Below are 18,472 nucleotides of genomic sequence, written 5' to 3'. Positions count from 1 at the left end.
ACGGCCGCGACGGCCGCGCCGACGGCGGCGACCGGGGCGACGGAGGCCGGGAGGACGGCGGCGTGGGCACGCGTGCTCGACGAGCTCGCGACGATGGCGGGCGACGCCGGCGAGCACGCGGGCGAGGAGGCGGTCGCCCGACTGGTCGCGTGGACCCCGCCCGAGGACCTCGGCCCGCTGCCCCCGTCCCTCGTCGAGCGCGCGCTCGACGTCGTCGCGCGGCTCGGCGGGACCGTCGGGAGCCTGCACGCGGCGATGGCGACCAACCGCCGCCACGCGCGCGCTCTCGAGGCCGTGCCCGCGGCCCACGACACCACGGCGGCCGCCTACCTGGACGTGAGCGCCTGAGCGTCGCGCCCGGACGCGGGCTCAGCGGGGAAGGGGCTGCATAGGGCGTCGCGTGAGCACACGACGCGCCCGCGGGCACGCGGTCCGCAGGACGTCGGGCGGCTCACGGCGGCCGGACGGCCGCCGACAGTCCAGGGTGAGCACGGACCGCTCGCCTCGCAGGCCATCGGACGGCCGACACCGACGACGTGGGGATGCCGCGCCCGTGTTCGACTCCGTCACCTCTCTCGCGCTCCAGAGCGCGCTCGACGGGCTGTCCGCCCGCCAGCGCGCGATCGCCGAGAACGTCGCCAACATCAACACCCCGGGCTACACGGCCCGCGCGTGCAGTTCGAGGAGGCCCTCGCCGCGTCGGTGCGCGAGGGCGACGGCCGCGCGGCCTTCACCGAGGCGCGCTCGCTCGAGCCGACCCAGCTCAACGGCTCGAACGTCAACCTCGACACGGAGACGGTCTCGAACGTCGACACGGTGCTGCGCTACCAGTTCGCGTCCCAGGCGGTCGGCGGCGAGGCGAACGCCCTGCGCGTGGCGATGAGGACGGCCTGACCATGACCTTCGACGCGCTCGGCATCGCCGGCACCGGCCTGAACGTCCACCGCAAGTGGCTCGACGCCGTCTCCGACAACCTCGCGAACGTCAACACCGTGCGCGCGACGGATGACGTCGCGTTCCAGGCGCGCTACGTCCTCGCGGTCGAGGGCGGCGACGACAACCCCGGCGCCTACGTGGCCGGCGCGGCGTGGGGCGACGCGGAGGGCCGGCTCACGTACGAGCCGGACCACCCGCTCGCCGACGACGAGGGGTACGTCCGCTACCCCGACATCGACCTGTCCGAGCAGATGGGCCACCTCATCATGGCCCAGCGCGGGTACCAGGCGAGCGCGGCGGTGGTCGACCGCGCGAAGACGGCCTACGAAGCAGCACTGCAGATCGGGAAGTGAGCACCGTGCCCATCCCCTCCGTGGAGCCCACGACCGCGACCGGTTACCTCACCGGCGTCACCGCGCCCGACCTTGCCGGGGCGACGTCCGCGGACCGCGCCGCCCAGGCCGCCGGCGCGTCGCGTTCGCCGAGGTGCTCGGCGGCGCGGTCGACGGCACCCAGCGCCTGCAGGCGACCTCCAACGAGCTCACCGTCGCGGCCGTGACCGGTGACCTCGAGGACGTCCACCGGGCGACGATCGCGTCCACCCGCGCCCAGACGACCCTCGAGCTCGTCGCGGCCGTGCGCAACAAGGCCGTCGACGCGTTCACCGAGATCATGAGGATGCAGGCCTGACGATGCCCGAGAAGATCAAGTCGTCGTTCGGGCGCGCGTTCGGCGCGGTCCGCGACTTCACCGTCGCCCAGCGCACCCTCGCCCTCCTGGCCCTCGCGATCCTCGTCGTCGCCGTGGTCGCGCTCGTCTCGTGGGCCTCGCGCCCCACCTACACCCCGCTGTACTCCGGGCTGTCGAGCGCCGACGCGTCCGCCGTCGTCGACCAGCTGCGCTCGCAGGGCGTGCCCTACGAGCTGACGGACGGCGGCTCGACGGTGCTCGTGCCCGAGGAGCAGGTGTACGAGCAGCGCCTCACGGCCGCGGCCGCCGGCCTCCCGGCCGACGAGCCGACCGGCGGCTACTCGCTGCTCGACGAGATGGGCGTGACGTCCAGCGAGTTTCAGCAGGACGTGACGTACAAGCGCGCGCTCGAGGGCGAGCTCGCGCGCACGATCTCCGCGATGGACGTCGTCGACACCGCGTCGGTGCAGCTCGCGATCCCGGAGGAGACCGTGTTCGCCGAGGAGAAGGGCACCCCGACCGCGTCGGTGTTCGTCTCCCCGGCGCGGGGCGCGTCGTTCACGACCGACCAGGTGAACGCCATCGTGCACCTCGTCTCCGCGTCGATCGACGGGATGGCGCCGACCGACGTCGCCGTCGTGGACGCGAACGGCGAGGTGCTCTCCGAGGTCGGCGTCGGGACCCGGTCCACGGGCCAGCAGGCCAGCGAGTACGAGCAGAAGGTGACCCAGCAGGTCCAGGCGATGCTCGACCGGGTCGTCGGGGCGGGGAACTCGACCGTCGCGGTGACCGCCGAGATGGAGCTGGCGAGCTCCGAGCGTCTCGAGGAGACCTTCGGCACGCCCGAGGACGCGCCCGTGCTCAACGAGGCGACGACCACCGAGGAGTACACCGGGGTCGGCGCCGGCGCCGCGGGCGTGCTCGGGCCCGACAACATCGCCGTGCCCGGGGGCGCGGGCGGGGACTCGACGTACACCTCCGAGGACACGACCCGCAACAACGCGATCGACAAGGTCACCGAGACGACGACGACCCCGGCCGGCGTGCTGACCCGGCAGACCGTCTCGGTCGCGCTCGACGCCGAGGCCGCGGGCGCGATGAACATCAACGCGATCGACGGGCTCGTGGCCGCGGCGGCGGGCATCGACCCCGAGCGCGGGGACGCCGTCGAGGTGCAGGTGCTGCCCTTCGACACCACCGCCGCGGAGGAGGCCCAGGCCGCGCTGGCCGCCGCCGAGGAGGCCGCGGCGGCCGAGCGGCAGGCGCAGCTGCTGCGCACGGCGGCGGTCGTCGGCGGACTGCTCCTCGCCGCCCTGCTGGTCCTCGCGCTCTGGCGCCGCTCGCGCCGGCGCCGCGAGCGGCGCGAGACCGTCGACATCGGCAACCTCGAGCTGCTCGGTGCGCAGGACGAGTTCGCGGCGCTGCCCGGCGGGGCCGGCGACGTCGAGCTCGAGCCCGCGCCCGAGCGCCCCCAGATCCAGCCGCCCACGCCCCGGTTCTCGAGCATCGACCAGCGTCGCGCCGAGGTGGACGCGCTCGCGGCCGCCGACCCCGACAAGACCGCGGAGTACCTGCGCGTGCTCCTCGCCGAGGACCGGGCGGGGGTGTCCTGATGACCGTGGCCACGGCGGAGCCGACGACCGCGACGGCGCTCGACGCCGCCCCCGCGATCCCGACGACCGTGCCCGCGCCCACCGCGGCCGCGGCGCGCAAGGTCGCGGCGATGAGCGGCGTGCAGAAGGTCGCGCTCGTCCTCATGCAGATGACCCAGGAGCGCGCGGCGACCATCATGTCGCTGTTCTCCGAGGAGGAGGCCGGCGAGGTCGCCGCCGAGATCATGCGCACCCAGGTGGTCGACGCCGACCTCGCGGTCGCGGCGCTCGACGAGTTCTACGACATGGCGCTGTCGGGCAACCCGCGCCCCCGGGGCGGCAAGGACTTCGCGGTCGGGCTGCTCGAGGCGTCCCTCGGCGCGGACCGCGCCGCCGACGTCGTCGACCGGCTCGTCTCCAGCATGCAGGGCAAGGCGTTCGAGTACCTCGACGGCACCGACCCGGGCCAGATCGTCTCGCTGCTCGACGGCGAGCACCCGCAGACCGTCGCGCTCGTGCTCGCGCACCTCGGCTCGGCCGCGGCGTCCTCGGTGCTCGCCAACCTCGCCGACGAGTACCGCACCGACGTCGCGCAGGCGCTCGCGACGATGGGCACCGCGTCGCCCGACGCGGTCAAGCTCGTCTCGGAGCAGTTCCGCACCCGGATGGGCGCGAGCATCACGCCGCGGCAGCCGGTCGAGATCATCGGCGGCGTCCAGCCGCTGGTCGACATCATCAACCGCTCCGACGCGGCGACCGAGAAGGCGGTGCTCGAGGGCCTCGAGGCGCGCGACCCGCAGCTCGCCGAGGAGGTCCGCTCCCGGATGCTCACGTTCGAGGACATCGCCTCGTTCGAGGCGCGCGACGTGCAGGTCATCCTGCGCGGCGTCGAGATGGCCGTCCTCGCGCTCGCGATGAAGGGCACGTCGGCGCGGGTCGTCGAGACCATCACGAAGAACATCTCCGAGCGCAACCGTGCCCTGCTCGACGACGAGATCAAGGGCCTCGGCGGCGTGCGCATGAGCCAGGTCGAGGAGGCGCGGGCGGAGATCGTCCGCATCGTCCGGGACCTCGAGGCCGACGAGAAGATCACCATCCACCGCACGGACGGGGACGAGCTTGTCTACTGACACGAGGTTCGTGCCGCAGGCCGTCCCGGTCCTGGCCAGCGCACGCCTGCAGGAGGTCGAGGCGTCCGCGTCCGCGCGGGGGTACGCCGCCGGGTACGCGGCGGGCGCCCGCGCCGCGCAGGAGGACGCCCTGCGCGTGCGCGCCGAGCTGGAGGAGGAGCACGCGCGGCGCGCGGCCGAGCAGGCGGCGCGCACGGAGCGCGCGCTCGCCGTGCTCCGCGAGGCCGCGCGGGCGCTCGGGGAGCGCACCGTGCCGGTCGCCGCGGAGGCGCAGGACGCCACGGTCCGCGGCGCGCTCGACCTCGCGGAGTCGATCGTCGGGTTCCAGCTCGCGGACCGCTCCCTCGCGGCGCAGGCCGCGCTGGAGCGCGCGACGTCGACGGCCGACGCCGCGGTCGTCGCGGTCCGCCTGCACCCCGAGGACGTTCGGCTGCTCGGGGAGACCGGCGTCGCGACGTGCGGCTGGTGGCCGACCCGCGGCTGCAGCGGGGGGACGCCGTCGCCGAGCTCGAGCACGGGTTCCTCGACGCGCGCGTCCGCAGCGCCGTGGAGCGCGCCCGCGCCGCGCTCGCCGAGCCGGGTGCGGGCCCCGCCGGCGCGGAGGCCGGTGCCGGGACGCCCGGGGGGACGGCATGAGCGTCACGGCGCCGCAGGCGCCGGCCCGGGGGAGGGCCGCCCCGCTGGGCGCGCTCCTCGCCGCCGCACGTCCCGAGCGCGTGGGCGTCGTGACGTCCGCGGTCGGTCTCAGCCTCGAGGTCGCGGGCCTGCAGTGCGCGATCGGCGACCTCGTCCGGGTCGGTGACGGCCGGCAGGGCGTGGACGCCGAGGTGGTGGCGACGGCGGACGGCCGCGCCCGCTGCATGCCGCTCGGCCGGCTGTCGGGCGTGAGCGCCGGCGACCCCGTGCGTGCGCAGGGAGCCGGCACCCTCGTCCCGACCGGTCGCGGGCTCGCGGGCCGCGTGATCGATGCGCTCGGCCGGCCCGTCGACGGCAGGGGGCCGCTCGTCGCGGCCTCCCGCGTCCCGGTCGACAACGACGCGCCGCGCGCGATGGACCGGGCCCGGATCGACACGCCCCTGCAGACCGGCGTGCGCGTGCTCGACACGCTCACGACGATCGGGCGCGGGCAGCGCATCGGCCTGTTCGCCGGCTCGGGCGTCGGCAAGTCGTCGCTGCTGTCGATGATCACGCGGGGCACGGACGCGGAGATCTCCGTCATCGCGCTCGTCGGCGAGCGCGGCCGCGAGGTGCGCGAGTTCCTCGAGGACGACCTCGGTGCCGAGGGGCTCGCCCGGTCGGTGGTGGTCGTCGCGACGTCGGACGAGCCCGCCATGATGCGCAAGCGCGCCGCGTTCACCGCGACCCGGATCGCCGAGTCGTTCCGCGACGCGGGCTCGCACGTCGTGCTGATGATGGACTCGCTCACCCGCGTGTCCATGGCGCAGCGCGAGATCGGCCTGTCCGTCGGCGAGCCGCCCGCGACGCGCGGCTACCCGCCGTCGACCTTCTCCCTCATGGCGAACCTCCTCGAGCGCGCCGGCACCGGTGCGACGGGGTCGATCACGGGGGTCTACACCGTGCTCGTCGACGGGGACGACCACAACGAGCCGATCGCCGACCAGGCGCGCTCGGTGCTGGACGGGCACGTCGTGCTCGACCGGGCGATCGCGTCGCGGGTCACTACCCGGCGGTCGACGCGGTCGCGTCCGTGTCCCGGGTCGCCGCGCGCGTCACCACGCCCGAGCAGCGGTCCGTCGCGCTGACGCTCCGGGCCGTGCTCGCGGCGCGCCGGTCGGCGCAGGACATGATCGACATCGGCGCGTACAAGAAGGGCTCGAACCCGCTGGTCGACGCGGCCCTGGAGCACGAGGGCGCGATCGACGCCTTCCTGCGGCAGGCCATGACGGACCAGACACCGTCCGCCGAGTCGTGGTCGCGCCTGACCCGGCTCGCGCAGGCACTGACCGCAGGGGAGGCATGATGGCCGGCAGGTTCCGGCTCGCGGGCGTGATGCGCCTGCGCAAGCTCGAGGAGGACCAGGCCCGCATGCGGCTCGCGGGGGCGGATGCCGACCTCACGGAGACGCTCGAGCGCGTGGGCGGCCTGGCCGCGTACGTCGAGGCGTCGCCCGAGCACGCCGGCAGCAGGGCGTCGCTCGCGGCGATCGCGGCCTCGCGCGCGGCGTCGGGGTCCCTGTTCGCGGTGCTCGAGGCCGAGGCGCGCCTGCGCGTGCAGGAGGTCGACGACGCGCGCGTCGAGCTGCAGCGCGCGCGCACCGCCTCGCTCGGGCTCGAGAAGCTGCAGGAGCGGCACGACGACGCCACGGCGCAGGCCGAGGGCCGCGCGGAGCAGGCCGCGCTCGACGAGGTCGCCGCGTCCTCGTGGAGCCCGACCGGCAGGACGGCCGCACCGTGAGCATGGTCCAGGCCCTCGCCCGCGTCGACGAGATCCGCTCGGGCCTCGTCGCGCTCCAGGACCCCGCCGGCCTGCGTGCGGGGGCATCCGCCACGGGCACGGGCGCCTCGGGCGGCGCGTCGGCCGGTGCCGCCGACTTCGCCTCGGTCCTCGCGTCCGTCACGGGCACGACGGCCGCGACGGGCGCGGCGGGCACCGACCTCACGGGCAGCCTCCTCTCGTCGCTGCCGGGCGCGCAGGGCGGCACGGACGACCTCGCGGCCCGGCTCTGGTCCGCGCTCGTCCCGGGCGCGACGGCGGGCGTCCCGACGACGGCGGCGTCCGCGAGCGGCGTCGGCGCGGCCGTCGTCGAGACGGCGCGCGAGTACCTCGGGGTGCCCTACGTGTGGGGCGGCGAGAGCCTCGCCGAGGGCGGGCTCGACTGCTCGGGTCTGGTCCAGCTCGTGCTCGGCCGCCACGGCGTGGACGTGCCGCGCGTCGCGGCCGACCAGATGCGCGTCGGCACGGAGGTCGCCTCGCTCGCCCAGGCGCAGCCGGGCGACCTCGTCGTCCAGCGCGGCGGCAAGCACATCGGCATCTACGTCGGCGACGGGCAGATGATCCACGCGCCGCGGCCCGGGGAGACCGTCGAGATCACGCCCGTGACCGACGCCTCCGTCACGACGATCCGCCGCGTCGTCGGCTGAGGAGGGCCCCCATGACCATCACGACCCTGCCGGCGCCCGCGCCCTCCCGGCCCTCGGCCGGCCCCGGGCACGCCCGCGCGGGCGGTGCCGACGACTTCGGCCGCGCGCTCGCGGCGGCCGCCGACGAGCCCGCCGGTCCCTCGCGCACCCAGGCAGGTGCGGCGCCGACGTCCCCGGGACAGCCGGGGTCTCGCGACCGCGTCCCCGGAGGCGGGTCGCCGGCCGCCAGCGCCGGCGGCACGGACGACCCGGGCAGGACGGGACCCGCGCCGACCGAGCCCGGACCGACCGAGCCCGGATCGACGAGGCCCGACGCGACGACGGGCGACGGGTCGGGCGCGTCGGACGGCGAGACCGCGCACGGCGTGGCCGCGGAGGCGAGCCAGGCCGTGCCGGGGGCCGGGGGACCCGTCGCGACGGTTCCCGCCCAGCCCGCCGGGCCCGGCGCGCCCGCCGGGCACGCTGGCCACCCCGGGCCCGCCGCACCCGTGTCCCCCGGTACCGCCGCGGACCCGTCCGCCGCCACGGCGGCACCGGCGGACGCGACGGCGCCCGCCTCGCCGGGCGCCGCGGCCGCCGGAAGCCCCACGGCCGGCGGGTCGGCGACCGTGACGGGCGCTCCCGGCGCGACGACCGTCCCCGGCACGGTCCCCGCCGGGGCGACCGCACCGGCGACGGTCGCCGTCGGCGCCGGGACGACGGCGAGCACGACCGCGGGGACGGCGGCGGCCGTCGAGGCCCCGGCACCGGGCACGCAGGCACGGGAGACGGCACGGCAGCCGGCACGGCAGTCGGCAGGGCGACCGGGCCGGCCGGGGTCGACGTCGTCCGCCTCCGCCTCCGCCTCTGCCGCCGGGACCGGGTCCGCCGCCTCCGCGGCGACGCCCGCGGCGTCGGCCCCGGCCGCGTCCCTGCCGGGCGACCCCGGCGCGCCGCACGCCGAGGTCCCGGCCTCCCCGAGCACCCCGGCGCCCGGTGCGGCGCCGGCCGAGAACCAGGTCCGACCGTCCCTCGAGGGCGCGCCCGACCTGCCCGTCGCGACCGCACCCGCGGTCCCGACGACGCCGGTGGCCGTCGCAGCGCAGGGGGCTGCGACGGCCACGGCCACACCTCCGGCGGTGCCCACGCTGCAGGCCCAGGTGTCGGGCCCGGTGTTCCAGCTCCTCGACGCGGGCGACGGCGACCACGTCCTCACGCTGTCGGTGACGCCGGAGCACCTCGGCCCGGTCACCGTGCGGGCGCACATCGCGGGCGGCGAGCTGCGCATCGAGCTCTTCTCGCCGCACGACGTCGGCCGTGAGGCGCTCCGCGCGCTCGTGGCCGACCTGCGCCGCGACCTCGCGGGCCTCGCCCCGTCGGCCACGCTGTCCGTCTCGACGTCGGACACGCCCCCGGCCGCGGGCGAGGGCGACGCCGCCACGCCCGACGGGCGCGGGACCGCGCCCGGCGACGGGCGCGAGAGCGGCGGCGGCGACGGGAGGGACGGTGCCCGCGCGCCGTCGCCCGGGGCCCGTCCCGCGGGCGGCTGGTCGTCCGTCGTCACCCCCACCGAACCGACAGCCGGCGACGGCACGCCGGGCGCGACCGTGCGCCTCGACGTCCTCGTCTGAGGAAGGAGCGACGTGCCCGTCGACCCCGCGACCGCGGTGACATCGTCCTCGATGTACGCCACCCCGCCCGTCCGCGCGCCCAAGCAGGACTACGACGGCGAGCTCTTCATGGAGCTCCTCGTCACCCAGCTGCGCAACCAGGACCCGTCCGCCTCCATGGACACGAGCGAGATCGTCAGCCAGACGACGTCGCTCGCCATGATGGAGGCGCTCAACACGATGAGCGACCTCGTCGAGCAGGTCGACCTGCGCCAGCAGGAGGCGTTCGCCCTCCAGATGCGCGCGGCCGCCGCCGACCTCCTGGGCAACCAGGTCTCCTACCTCGACGACAAGGGCGTCGAGCACACCGGGACGCGACCGCGGTGTCGTACCGCGACGCGGTCCCCACGGTGACGGTCGACGGGGTGACGGTCGATCTCGACCAGGTCTCCGGCGTCACCCGCACCGCCGGCCCCGGCGCCCCCGCCGATCCCGGCAGCCCGGCCGCCTCCGACGGGGCCACCGGCACCACCTCGACCCCTGCCAGCGGCGACGCCGCCTGACCCGGAAGGACCACCCTCGTGCTCCGCTCCCTCAACACCGGCATCTCGGGCCTGCGCGCCCACCAGAACATGCTCGACGTCACGGGCAACAACATCGCCAACGTCAACACCACGGGCTTCAAGTCCTCGCGCACGCAGTTCCAGGACACGCTGTCCCAGCTCGTCGCCGCGGGCGTCGCGCCCGACCAGGAGGTCGGTGGCGCCAACCCGGCGCAGATCGGCCTCGGCGTGACGACGGCGGCCATCACCACCCAGTTCACCCAGGGCGCCGCGCAGACCACCGGCGTGCCGACCGACCTGATGATCAACGGCGACGGCTTCTTCGTCGTCGAGCGCGCCGGGCAGCAGTACTACACCCGCAACGGGGCGTTCAACTTCGACCCCATGGGCCGTCTGGTCAACGCCAACGGCGACTTCGTCCAGGGCTGGACCGCGCAGGACGGCGTCGTGGACCCGGCCTCGCCGCTCGGCAACCTCACGATCCCCGTGGGCGACGTCATCCCCGCCCAGGCCACCACGAGCATCACGTTCGGCGGCAACCTGCCCGCCGACGCCGCGGACGGCACCGAGCTCGTGCGCGACGTCGAGGTCTTCGACGCGCTGGGCGGGTCGACGATGCTCTCGCTCGTCTTCACCGCGAACGGCGGGGCCTGGTCCGTGAGCGCCGTCGACGGCGAGACCGGCACGACCCTCGCCGGTCCGCAGGCGCTGACGTTCACCGACGGCGCGCTCACCGGCGGCGGCACGCTCGCCGTCGGCGGCGTGACGATCGCTCTCGACGACGTCACGTCGTACGCCGAGCTGTCGAACGTCGCGGTCGCCGGCAAGGACGGCTTCGCGGCCGGCTCGCTGACGTCGTACTCGGTGGCCGGCGACGGCTCGATCGTGGGCCGGTACTCGAACGGCCGCACGGAGGTGCTCGGCCAGGTCGCGCTCGCGACGTTCACCAACGCCCCGGGCCTGGAGAAGGCGGGCGACTCGCTCTACACGGCCACGCAGTACTCGGGCGACGTGGTCGTCGGTGCCGCGGGCGACGCCGGCATGGGCTCGCTCACGGCGGGCGCGCTCGAGATGTCGAACGTCGACCTGTCGCAGGAGTTCACGAACCTCATCGTGTCCCAGCGTGGGTTCCAGGCGAACTCGCGCGTCATCACGACCTCCGACGAGGTGCTCCAGGAGCTCGTCAACCTCAAGCGCTGACCTCGTTCCCGCGGGCCTCCCGGCTCCTGCGCGGGCGACCGCGCGCCGGCCGCCGCCGCCTCGACGCCGAGGCGACGGCGGCCGGTGCCGTTCCCGGGACGCTCTCACCCTCACGGGAGCGGGCGTCGTGCCGAGAGTGCAGGTGGGGAGCGGTGCTCCCCGCCCGACCGACCTCCGAAACCCGACCCCCCGACCCCGAAGGTGGAACCGTGATCGTCCTCACGCGCTTCAACTCCGAGCGCATCGCGGTCAACGCGGACCTGGTGGCCCGTGTCGAGACGAGCCCGGACACCCGGGTGACGATGATCGACGGCTCCCGGTACATCGTGACCGAGTCGATGGCGGACGTGATCCGGCTGATCGAGGAGTACAAGGCACGGGTGCTCGCGCTCGCGCGCTCCGTGCCCGACGTCGCCGACCGGGCGCCGCTCGAGCTCGTCCGGCGCGCGCCGCGCGACGCCACCGACCCCGACGACGACCGCCCGGTCGGCGTGACCCCGCTCCCCGCACCGCGGACGAAGTAGGCACCCATGGACCCCGCAACCATCATCGGCATCCTCGTCGCGTTCGGCTCGCTCGTCGCGATGGTCTACCTCGAGGGCGCCCACATCACCTCGATCCTCCTGCCGGCCCCGATCATCCTCGTGTTCGGCGCGAGCATCTTCGTCGCCATCGCGTCGGGGACGCTCAAGGACTCGATCGTGGCGCTCAAGGCGCTGCCGCGCGCTTTCACCGGGAAGGTGGCCAAGCCCGGCGAGGCGATCGAGGAGGTCGTGCGCGCGGCGGAGACCGTCCAGAACGACGGCGGCCTCCTCGCCCTCGAGGCCGAGTCGCAGAAGACGGACGACCCGTTCCAGCGCAGCGCCCTGCAGTCGCTCGCCGACGGCGCGGACGCCGACCAGCTGCGCACCATGCTCGAGGAGCGCATCGACACCAAGGCGCGCGAGGACGCCGTCGCGTACGACTTCTACAACGCGATCGGCGGGTACGCGCCGACGATCGGCATCGTCGGCACCGTCGTCTCGCTGACGCACGTGCTCGAGAACCTGTCCGAGCCGTCGGAGCTCGGGCACATGATCGCCGCCGCGTTCATCGCGACCCTGTGGGGCATCCTCTCCGCCAACTTCATCTGGCTGCCCATCGGCGCCAAGCTCAAGCGCCTGTCCGACCTCGAGGTCGAACGCCTCAACGTCCTCCTCGAGGGCTACATGTCGATCCAGGCCGGGTCGCGGCCGCGCGTCATCGACGAGCGCCTGCGGACGATGGTCCCCGAGCGGTACCTGCCCACGGACAAGGCGGCCTGATGGCACGGCGCGGCGCGCGGGGCCACGGCGGGGGCGGTGGCGGGGGCGGCCACGACACCGGCGGCAGCGGTCGCTGGATGGTCTCGTACATGGACATGGTCACCGTGCTGATGTGCCTGTTCATCGTCCTGTTCGCCATCAGCTCGGTGGACCAGGCCAAGTACCAGGAGCTCAAGTCGTCGCTCGCGGCCGGCTTCGGCACGGTCGAGGACGGCGTGGTCGTCGAGGCGGTGATCGAGAACCCGGCCGAGGAGCCCGTGGAGGACGGCGTCGAGTCCGAGCTCGAGACCGACCTCGAGCGGGCGATCGCCGAGGTCGCCGACCTCACGGCGCTGCGTGACGCGATGTCGCGCGACCTCGCCTCGGAGGGACGGTCCGACGCGGTGCGGTTCGAGATCGACGAGCGCGGCCTCACGGTGCGCCTGGTCTCCGCCGACACGTTCTTCACGCCGGGCAGCGCGGACCTCACCGCCGACGCCCGGGCCGTGCTCGACGCCGTCGGCCCCGTCCTCGCCCCGACCTCCTACGAGATCCAGGTCGAGGGCAACGCCGACCAGCGCGCGCACGTCGGCACGCGGTACGCGACCAACTGGGAGCTCTCCTCGGGCCGGGCGACGGCGGTGCTGCGCCACCTCGTCGAGCAGGACGGCGTCGCCGCGCACCGCATCGCGGCCCTCGGCTTCGGCTCCGCGCGCCCGATCGCGGAGGGCACGAGCGACGAGGCGCTCGCGATGAACCGACGCGTCGACATCATGGTGCTGTCGGCCCAGCCCGAGGCGGTGCGCGCGCTCATCCCGGGCGTGCTCAGCGGTGCGCTGACCGCGGCGGCTGCGGACGGCGGGACGGGCGCCGGCGGGACGGGCGACGGCGCGGCAGCGGCGCCGACGGCGGGAGCGGGGACGCGGCCGAGGCCGCCGCACCCGGAGGCGGTGCGCCCTCCGCCGAGGACTGATCCGAGCCGACGACCCCGCCGACGACCGCACCGCCGCCGGGCCCGAGCGCCCCGTCGCCCCCGCGGCGGCGCGCAGGCTCCGCCGCGCCCCGGCGCATAGGACGCGACGTGACCACCACGACACCCGTCCGCGTCGACCGGCCTGCCGGCCGGCGCAAGGTCGAGGTCTACGACTTCCGGCGGCCGACGACGCTCGTGCGCGAGCACTACCGCATCCTCGAGATGGCGTTCGAGAGCTTCGCGCGCCAGTGGGGGACGCAGCTCACGGCGCGGGTCCGCGTCGTGTCGCAGGTCGGGCTCACCTCCGTGACGATGCGGACGTACGACGACTACGTCGCCGACCTGCCGATGACCACGACGGTCGTCGTGTGCGACGTCGAGGGGATCGCCCCGCGCGCCGTGCTGGAGTTCCCGCACACCGACGCCCTCACGTGGATCGCGCACATGCTCGGCGCCGGCTCGTACATCCCCGAGATCGACCGCAAGTTCACCGACGTCGAGCGCACGCTCATGACGTCGCTGCTCACCGAGACGCTGCGCGACCTGCGCCACTCGCTGGGCCGGCTGCTCGAGAACCCGCTGAGGATCGCGTCGATCCAGCACAACTCCCAGTTCGCGCAGGCCGCGCCGACGGCGGAGCTCATGATCGTCGCCGAGTTCGCGCTGCGCGTGGGGGAGCGGTCGTGCCGCGCGACGCTCGCGCTGCCGTCCGTCGCGCTGCTGCCGAACATGGGCGAGGCGAACCCGGCCGACGACCCGTCCGACGCCGGCGCGCGCACCCGCCAGCACCTCGCGCGCGCGCTCGTCGACGTCAGCGTCGAGCTGGCCGCTGCGTCGATGACGCCGGCCGAGGTCATGGGCCTCGCCGTGGGCGACGTCGTCCGCCTGCCCCACCCGCGCTCGCGCCCGCTCGACGTCGTCGTCGACGGCCACGTCCTGGCCCGCGGCGCGTGGGGTCCTCCGGGTCCCGTCTCGCCTGCCGCATCGTCACCACCGAGGAGAACTGACCATGACCACCGCCAGCACGGTCGACCGTCCCGCCTCGAGGTCGCGACCGAGGCGGCCCGCGCGCTCGTCGCTCTCGTCCCGACGAGCACGCCGCTCACGGCCGCCCTCTCCGGCGGGGCCCCGTCGGGCCGCAGGCCACCCAGCCGTCGTCGCCTCGTACGTCGCGAGGCGAGCACCGACATGGCGCTGGCCCTCATCGACCAGGGGTCGCTGGCCGACGCGTCGGAGTCGGCGAGCGTCGACGTGACCGACGTGCTGCGCCCCGCCCTCGAGGCCGCCGGCGCGACGACCGGCGTGGGCGTGCTCGGCGAGCTCCACGTCGGCGACGCCACCGACCTCTTCGAGGACGAGCAGTCTGTCGTCCTCGAGCTGTCCACCACCGGTGGCGCGACGGCCGGGTGGTTCGTCGTGCGCACGCGCACGCCCATCCGCGGGCTGCCCGACGAGGCGGTGACGGGCGACCGGCTCGCCCGCATCTCCGGCGTCGAGATGAACGTCGCCGTCATCGTCGGGCACACGCGCATGCCGGTCCGCGACGTGCTCAACCTCGAGCCGGGCGCGTGGTCGAGCTCGACCGGTCCGCCGGCGCCCCGCGGACGTCCAGCTCAACGGGCGGACCATCGCCAAGGGCGAGGTGGTCGTCGTCGACGGCGGCGACTACGGCGTGCGCATCACCAAGATCCTCGACGCGGACGACTGACCGCCGTGGACCTCACCACCGTCGTGCGGGTCGTCTTCTCCCTGGCGGTCGTCTTCGGGCTGCTGTGGGTGTCGTACCGCGTGGCCGGCCGGGGCACGCGCTCGGCGTCCGCGGGACGCGACGAGCAGCTGACGGTCGTCGCGCGCCAGGGCCTGACGCAGAAGAGCGCGGCCGTCCTGCTGGAGGCGGGCGGCAAGCGCTACCTCCTCGGGGTCACCGAGGGGTCGGTCACGGTGATTGACGGCCCCGTGCGCACCGGCACGGTCCCGTCCGCGTCCGCGTCTGCGTCCACGCCTGCGGCGCTCGCGCCGGGACCGGCGCGGGACACGCCGGGGCCGGGCACCCCGGAGAGCTTCGACGACGTCGTCTCGGCCGCGGAGCGCTGGCTCGCCGAGGAGGCGCAGCGGCCCCACCCCTGGCCCGAGCTCCCGCCCCGGCACGAGGCGCCGACCCGCGCCGCGCGCACGGCCGCGGCACGGTCGGCCGCGACCACGGGGTCGACCGCTCTGGAGACGTTCCTCGCGCGCGACACCTGGCGCCGGGCGGCGCAGGCGGTGCTGGGCGGCGCCCGCCGATGAGTCCTGCCGCACCCGTGCGCGAGCACCTGCCCGGACGCCCGCGCGCCCTGCCGCGCGCCGGGCTCCGCACGGGCGTGCTCGTCGCGGTCGTGCTGCTCGTCGTCGTCGCGACGGTCCTGCTCGCCCCGCACGCCGGCGCCGCGCCCGTCGACCCGGACGCCCCGCACCCCCGGCCGACCCGGCCGACCCGCAGGACGCGGGCGGCGGCATCTCCCTCGAGATCAACGGCCCGAACGGCGAGCCGTCGTCGTCGCTCGTCACCCTGGTCGGCATCACGCTGCTGTCGCTCGCCCCGACGCTGCTGTTCATGATGACGTCCTTCACGAAGATCTTCGTCGTCCTCGCCCTGACCCGGAACGCGCTCGGGACGCCGACGGTGCCGCCGAACATGGTGCTCGCGGGCCTCGCGCTGTTCCTCTCGCTGTTCGTGATGGCGCCCGTGGTCGGCGAGATCAACGCGACCGCCGTGCAGCCCTACCTCGACGGCACGACGACGTTCACCCAGGCGCTCGAGGCGGGCGCCGCACCCCTGCGCGAGTTCATGCTCGCGCACACCCGCGAGGAGGACCTCGCGCTCATGACGCGCGCCGCCGACCTGCCGAACCCCGCGAACCCCGCCGACGTCGAGCTCACGACGCTCGTGCCGGCGTTCGTCATCTCGGAGCTGCGGGCCGCGTTCATCATCGGCTTCGTCGTGTTCGTGCCGTTCCTCGTCATCGACCTCGTGGTGTCCGCCGCCCTCATGAGCATGGGCATGATGATGCTGCCGCCCACGATGATCTCGCTGCCGTTCAAGCTGCTGCTCTTCGTCCTCGTCGACGGCTGGGGGCTCATCACGACCTCCCTCATCGGCACGTACGGGGCGGGGTGAGCCGTGGACACCACCGCCGTCCTCGACATCGCCACCCAGGCGATGGTCCTCGCCGCCAAGCTCGCCGCGCCGGTGCTCGTCACCGCGCTCGTCGTCGGCTTCGCCGTCTCGCTCGTGCAGTCCGTGACCCAGATCCAGGAGATCACGCTCTCGTTCGTGCCCAAGGCCGTGGCCGCCGCGGTCGCGCTCCTCGTGTGCGGCAACTGGATGATCAGCGAGCTCGTGACCTTCACGCACGCGATGTTCGACCTCATCCCGTCGCTGCTGAACGGCGGCTGATCCCGGTGGAGCTCGCCGTCGACCAGGCGTGGCTCGAGGCCACGATGCTGGCGGGCGTGCGCATCGCGGCGTTCATGGTGCTGGCGCCGCCGTTCTCGCACAACGCGGTCCCGCGCCAGGTGCGCGCCATCCTCGCCGTGTCCCTCGGCCTGGTCGTCTCCGCGCAGGTCACGCCCGCGTACGAGCCGGTCGGCACCGGCCGGTTCGTCGGCTACCTGGTCGCCGAGGCGCTCACCGGGGCGGTGCTCGGCGCCCTCGTCATGGTCGTGTTCTCGGCGATCACCGCTGCGGGCTCCCACCTCGACCTCTTCGGCGGCTTCTCGCTCGCGATGGCGTTCGACCCCCAGACGAACGTCAACGGCGCCCAGTTCACGCGCCTGTTCGCCCTCGCGGCGGTCGTGCTCATGTTCACCTCGGACGCCTACCAGCTCGTCGTGCTCGGCCTCGCCCGCTCCTACGACGCCGTGCCCGTCGGCTCCCTGGTCGCGATCCCCGCCGAGTCGTTCGTCGAGGCGCTCACCGCGTCGTTCCTCGCCGGGCTGCAGATCGCGGGGCCCATCATCGTGGTCCTGTTCCTCGCCGACGTCGGCCTCGGCCTCGTCAACCGGGTCGCGCCCGCGCTCAACGCGTTCGCGATGGGCTTCCCGCTGAAGATCTTCCTCACGCTCTCCCTGGTGGGCACGGTCCTCGTCGTGCTGCCGCATGTCGTGGCGACCCTCACCGGGCAGGCGCTGGCACGGATGGGAGGGGTGGGCTGATGGCCGACACCACCGAGGAGAGGACGGAGAAGGCCTCCGAGCGCAGGATGAAGGAGGTCCGGTCCAAGGGCCAGCTCGGCAAGTCCCAGGACCTCACGGCGTGGGTCGGGGTCGCCGCGGCGGCCGCCGTCGTGCCGCTCGTGCTCGGCGCTGCGTCGGACGCGGCCGCCGAGCAGGTGCTCTCCCTGCGGACGGTCATCGAGGACCCGCAGCCGGCCGTCGCGCTCGAGCTCCTCCAGGACGGGCTCGCCTCGCTGCTCCCGACGGCGGCCCCCCTGCTCGCCGCGACGGCGCTCGCGGTGCTCGTCGCCTCCGTCGCCCAGGGCGGGCTGCACCTGAAGAAGCTCCGCGGCGAGTTCAGCCAGTTCAGCCCGGTGAACGGGCTCAAGCAGACGTTCGGGCCCCAGGCGCTGTGGAACGGGGCGAAGGCGCTGCTCAAGACGACGGTCGTGGGCGTCGTGCTCTACGTCGTCGTCCAGTCGCTCATGCCCGTGCTGCTGTCCGCCGGCGGCCTGCCCGTCGCGTCGCTGCTCGAGGCCGCCGGGTCCGGGGTCCGGTCGCTGCTGCTGTGGGCGATCGCCGCGGGCGTCGGGCTCGCGCTGCTCGACCTCCTCGTCGTCGCGCGGCGCAACCGCAAGAAGACGCGCATGACGAAGAAGGAGCTCAAGGACGAGCACAAGAGCACCGACGGCGACCCGCTCGTGCGGTCGCAGCGCCGCTCGATGGCGCGCGCCATGTCGCGCAACCGCATGATCGCGTCGGTGGCGGACGCGGACGTCGTCGTCGTGAACCCCACCCACGTGGCCGTCGCGCTGCGCTACGAGCCCGGGCGCTCGGCACCGCGCGTCGTCGCCAGGGGCGCGGACCACGTCGCGGCCCGCATCCGCGAGAAGGCCGAGGAGTCGCGCGTGCCGATGGTGCGCGACGTGCCCCTCGCGCGCGCCCTGCACCACGCCTGCGACGTGGGGCAGGAGGTGCCGGTCGAGCTCTACATGGCGGTCGCGCGCGTGCTCGCGTTCGTCATGGCGCTCTCGCGGCGCGGCGCGGCGGTCTCGGCGGTGCCGCACCGCATGACGAAGCCGGCGATCGCGCCGGGGGAGTGGCCGCCGGCCGAGGAGGCGCAGGCCGCGTGAGCCTGCTGCGGGCGGCCGGGGACGCATAGGGCGTCCCGGTGGCACCCGCGGCGCCGCCCCAGGACCCGGAAGGACCAGCGTCCCGCGT

General features: G+C 75.0%; 22 protein-coding genes and 4 pseudogenes. 25 read left to right on the top strand and 1 reads right to left on the bottom strand.

Going from position 1 to position 18,472, the window contains the following annotated elements:
- From BJF88_RS19450 to fliG, 6 genes and pseudogenes are all read left to right on the top strand, one after another.
- Nucleotides 1-348 (top strand): hypothetical protein (locus BJF88_RS19450; RefSeq protein ID WP_075827873.1); only part of this gene is annotated, 348 nt, incomplete at its 5' end.
- A gap of 205 nt (nucleotides 349-553) precedes the next feature.
- Nucleotides 554-894 (top strand): annotated as a pseudogene (locus BJF88_RS04175) (flagellar basal body rod protein FlgB).
- Between the two features lie 2 nt (nucleotides 895-896).
- The gene (locus tag BJF88_RS04170; protein ID WP_075827872.1) at nucleotides 897-1,289 is read left to right on the top strand and encodes a flagellar basal body rod protein FlgC; all 393 of its coding nucleotides are present in this window, start codon (nucleotides 897-899) and stop codon (nucleotides 1,287-1,289) included.
- A gap of 5 nt (nucleotides 1,290-1,294) precedes the next feature.
- Nucleotides 1,295-1,626, top strand: a pseudogene (gene fliE / locus BJF88_RS21175) (flagellar hook-basal body complex protein FliE).
- Nucleotides 1,627-1,628: 2 nt separating this feature from the next.
- Nucleotides 1,629-3,239 carry a flagellar basal-body MS-ring/collar protein FliF gene (gene fliF / locus BJF88_RS04160; RefSeq protein WP_075827871.1) on the top strand — a complete coding sequence of 537 codons (1,611 nt, stop codon included), beginning with the start codon at nucleotides 1,629-1,631 and terminating at the stop codon, nucleotides 3,237-3,239.
- Nucleotides 3,239-4,348: a flagellar motor switch protein FliG gene (fliG, locus tag BJF88_RS04155; protein ID WP_083648845.1), complete on the top strand. Its 1,110-nt coding sequence runs from the start codon at nucleotides 3,239-3,241 to the stop codon at nucleotides 4,346-4,348. Before fliF ends, fliG begins: the two co-directional genes overlap by 1 nt.
- On the opposite strand, the gene BJF88_RS18880 is transcribed toward fliG, so the two are convergent.
- A complete protein-coding gene (locus BJF88_RS18880) occupies nucleotides 4,308-4,763 on the bottom strand; it encodes a hypothetical protein (RefSeq protein ID WP_158068877.1) in 456 nt (151 codons plus the stop codon). The two genes, fliG and BJF88_RS18880, sit on opposite strands and share 41 nt — an antisense overlap.
- A gap of 50 nt (nucleotides 4,764-4,813) precedes the next feature.
- On the opposite strand from BJF88_RS18880, the gene BJF88_RS19445 reads away from it, so the two are divergent.
- The 19 genes and pseudogenes from BJF88_RS19445 (at nucleotide 4,814) to BJF88_RS04065 (ending at nucleotide 18,384) form a co-directional block, all read left to right on the top strand.
- Nucleotides 4,814-4,984 (top strand): hypothetical protein, encoded by a 171-nt coding sequence (locus BJF88_RS19445; protein WP_158068876.1) that lies wholly within the window; start codon nucleotides 4,814-4,816, stop codon nucleotides 4,982-4,984.
- Nucleotides 4,981-6,329 (top strand): annotated as a pseudogene (locus tag BJF88_RS04150) (FliI/YscN family ATPase). Before BJF88_RS19445 ends, BJF88_RS04150 begins: the two are co-directional and overlap by 4 nt.
- Nucleotides 6,329-6,763 (top strand): flagellar export protein FliJ, encoded by a 435-nt coding sequence (locus tag BJF88_RS04145; protein ID WP_075827870.1) that lies wholly within the window; start codon nucleotides 6,329-6,331, stop codon nucleotides 6,761-6,763. Before BJF88_RS04150 ends, BJF88_RS04145 begins: the two are co-directional and overlap by 1 nt.
- Nucleotides 6,764-6,765: 2 nt before the next feature.
- Nucleotides 6,766-7,449, top strand: coding sequence for a C40 family peptidase (locus tag BJF88_RS04140; protein ID WP_139315909.1), 684 nt, complete (start codon nucleotides 6,766-6,768; stop codon nucleotides 7,447-7,449).
- An 11-nt stretch (nucleotides 7,450-7,460) separates the two neighbouring features.
- Nucleotides 7,461-9,059 carry a flagellar hook-length control protein FliK gene (locus BJF88_RS18875; protein ID WP_139315903.1) on the top strand — a complete coding sequence of 533 codons (1,599 nt, stop codon included), beginning with the start codon at nucleotides 7,461-7,463 and terminating at the stop codon, nucleotides 9,057-9,059.
- 12 nt (nucleotides 9,060-9,071) lie between these two features.
- Nucleotides 9,072-9,452 carry a flagellar hook assembly protein FlgD gene (locus tag BJF88_RS04125; RefSeq protein WP_075827867.1) on the top strand — a complete coding sequence of 127 codons (381 nt, stop codon included), beginning with the start codon at nucleotides 9,072-9,074 and terminating at the stop codon, nucleotides 9,450-9,452.
- Nucleotides 9,449-9,601: a hypothetical protein gene (locus BJF88_RS21170; protein ID WP_255371734.1), complete on the top strand. Its 153-nt coding sequence runs from the start codon at nucleotides 9,449-9,451 to the stop codon at nucleotides 9,599-9,601. Before BJF88_RS04125 ends, BJF88_RS21170 begins: the two co-directional genes overlap by 4 nt.
- An 18-nt stretch (nucleotides 9,602-9,619) precedes the next feature.
- Nucleotides 9,620-10,801, top strand: a complete 1,182-nt coding sequence (locus BJF88_RS04115; RefSeq protein WP_075827865.1) for a flagellar hook protein FlgE — start codon at nucleotides 9,620-9,622, stop codon at nucleotides 10,799-10,801.
- A gap of 209 nt (nucleotides 10,802-11,010) precedes the next feature.
- Nucleotides 11,011-11,325 carry a flagellar FlbD family protein gene (locus tag BJF88_RS19870; RefSeq protein ID WP_075827864.1) on the top strand — a complete coding sequence of 105 codons (315 nt, stop codon included), beginning with the start codon at nucleotides 11,011-11,013 and terminating at the stop codon, nucleotides 11,323-11,325.
- Nucleotides 11,326-11,331: 6 nt separating this feature from the next.
- Nucleotides 11,332-12,105, top strand: coding sequence for a motility protein A (locus tag BJF88_RS04105; RefSeq protein ID WP_075827863.1), 774 nt, complete (start codon nucleotides 11,332-11,334; stop codon nucleotides 12,103-12,105).
- Nucleotides 12,105-13,157, top strand: a complete 1,053-nt coding sequence (locus BJF88_RS04100) for a flagellar motor protein MotB (protein ID WP_083648843.1) — start codon at nucleotides 12,105-12,107, stop codon at nucleotides 13,155-13,157. Before BJF88_RS04105 ends, BJF88_RS04100 begins: the two co-directional genes overlap by 1 nt.
- A 122-nt stretch (nucleotides 13,158-13,279) precedes the next feature.
- A pseudogene (locus BJF88_RS04095) lies at nucleotides 13,280-13,948 on the top strand (flagellar motor switch protein FliM); the annotation flags it as partial.
- Nucleotides 13,949-14,684: 736 nt separating this feature from the next.
- On the top strand, nucleotides 14,685-14,765 hold the full coding sequence (locus tag BJF88_RS21165) for a hypothetical protein (protein ID WP_255371737.1): 81 nt from the start codon (nucleotides 14,685-14,687) through the stop codon (nucleotides 14,763-14,765).
- Between the two features lie 5 nt (nucleotides 14,766-14,770).
- Entirely contained in the window at nucleotides 14,771-15,343 is a 573-nt protein-coding gene (locus tag BJF88_RS04085; RefSeq protein ID WP_075827861.1) for a flagellar biosynthetic protein FliO, read from the top strand.
- On the top strand, nucleotides 15,340-15,654 hold the full coding sequence (locus BJF88_RS23040; protein WP_187346193.1) for a hypothetical protein: 315 nt from the start codon (nucleotides 15,340-15,342) through the stop codon (nucleotides 15,652-15,654). Before BJF88_RS04085 ends, BJF88_RS23040 begins: the two co-directional genes overlap by 4 nt.
- Nucleotides 15,654-16,214: a flagellar type III secretion system pore protein FliP gene (fliP, locus tag BJF88_RS04080; protein WP_255371733.1), complete on the top strand. Its 561-nt coding sequence runs from the start codon at nucleotides 15,654-15,656 to the stop codon at nucleotides 16,212-16,214. Before BJF88_RS23040 ends, fliP begins: the two co-directional genes overlap by 1 nt.
- Before the next feature lie 3 nt (nucleotides 16,215-16,217).
- On the top strand, nucleotides 16,218-16,493 hold the full coding sequence (locus BJF88_RS04075; protein ID WP_075827860.1) for a flagellar biosynthetic protein FliQ: 276 nt from the start codon (nucleotides 16,218-16,220) through the stop codon (nucleotides 16,491-16,493).
- A gap of 5 nt (nucleotides 16,494-16,498) precedes the next feature.
- Nucleotides 16,499-17,251 carry a flagellar biosynthetic protein FliR gene (locus tag BJF88_RS04070; RefSeq protein WP_075827859.1) on the top strand — a complete coding sequence of 251 codons (753 nt, stop codon included), beginning with the start codon at nucleotides 16,499-16,501 and terminating at the stop codon, nucleotides 17,249-17,251.
- Entirely contained in the window at nucleotides 17,251-18,384 is a 1,134-nt protein-coding gene (locus BJF88_RS04065; protein ID WP_075827858.1) for a flagellar biosynthesis protein FlhB, read from the top strand. The genes BJF88_RS04070 and BJF88_RS04065 overlap by 1 nt, the downstream gene beginning before the upstream one ends.
- The last annotated feature ends 88 nt before the right edge of the window (nucleotides 18,385-18,472 follow it).

This window comes from Cellulosimicrobium sp. CUA-896, assembly GCF_001942335.1.
In the GTDB taxonomy this organism is placed as follows: domain Bacteria; phylum Actinomycetota; class Actinomycetes; order Actinomycetales; family Cellulomonadaceae; genus Cellulosimicrobium.
Note: the sequence above shows the minus strand (reverse complement) of the source record. Positions and strands in the feature narration are given on the sequence as shown.

Coding starts and splice junctions, on each gene's coding strand:
- BJF88_RS04170 (WP_075827872.1), top strand. CDS start 897: ATGACCTTCGACGCGCTCGGCATCGCCGGCACCGGCCTGAACGTCCAC.
- fliF (WP_075827871.1), top strand. CDS start 1,629: ATGCCCGAGAAGATCAAGTCGTCGTTCGGGCGCGCGTTCGGCGCGGTC.
- fliG (WP_083648845.1), top strand. CDS start 3,239: ATGACCGTGGCCACGGCGGAGCCGACGACCGCGACGGCGCTCGACGCC.
- BJF88_RS04145 (WP_075827870.1), top strand. CDS start 6,329: ATGGCCGGCAGGTTCCGGCTCGCGGGCGTGATGCGCCTGCGCAAGCTC.
- BJF88_RS04140 (WP_139315909.1), top strand. CDS start 6,766: ATGGTCCAGGCCCTCGCCCGCGTCGACGAGATCCGCTCGGGCCTCGTC.
- BJF88_RS18875 (WP_139315903.1), top strand. CDS start 7,461: ATGACCATCACGACCCTGCCGGCGCCCGCGCCCTCCCGGCCCTCGGCC.
- BJF88_RS04105 (WP_075827863.1), top strand. CDS start 11,332: ATGGACCCCGCAACCATCATCGGCATCCTCGTCGCGTTCGGCTCGCTC.
- BJF88_RS04100 (WP_083648843.1), top strand. CDS start 12,105: ATGGCACGGCGCGGCGCGCGGGGCCACGGCGGGGGCGGTGGCGGGGGC.
- BJF88_RS23040 (WP_187346193.1), top strand. CDS start 15,340: ATGAGTCCTGCCGCACCCGTGCGCGAGCACCTGCCCGGACGCCCGCGC.
- fliP (WP_255371733.1), top strand. CDS start 15,654: ATGACGTCCTTCACGAAGATCTTCGTCGTCCTCGCCCTGACCCGGAAC.
- BJF88_RS04065 (WP_075827858.1), top strand. CDS start 17,251: ATGGCCGACACCACCGAGGAGAGGACGGAGAAGGCCTCCGAGCGCAGG.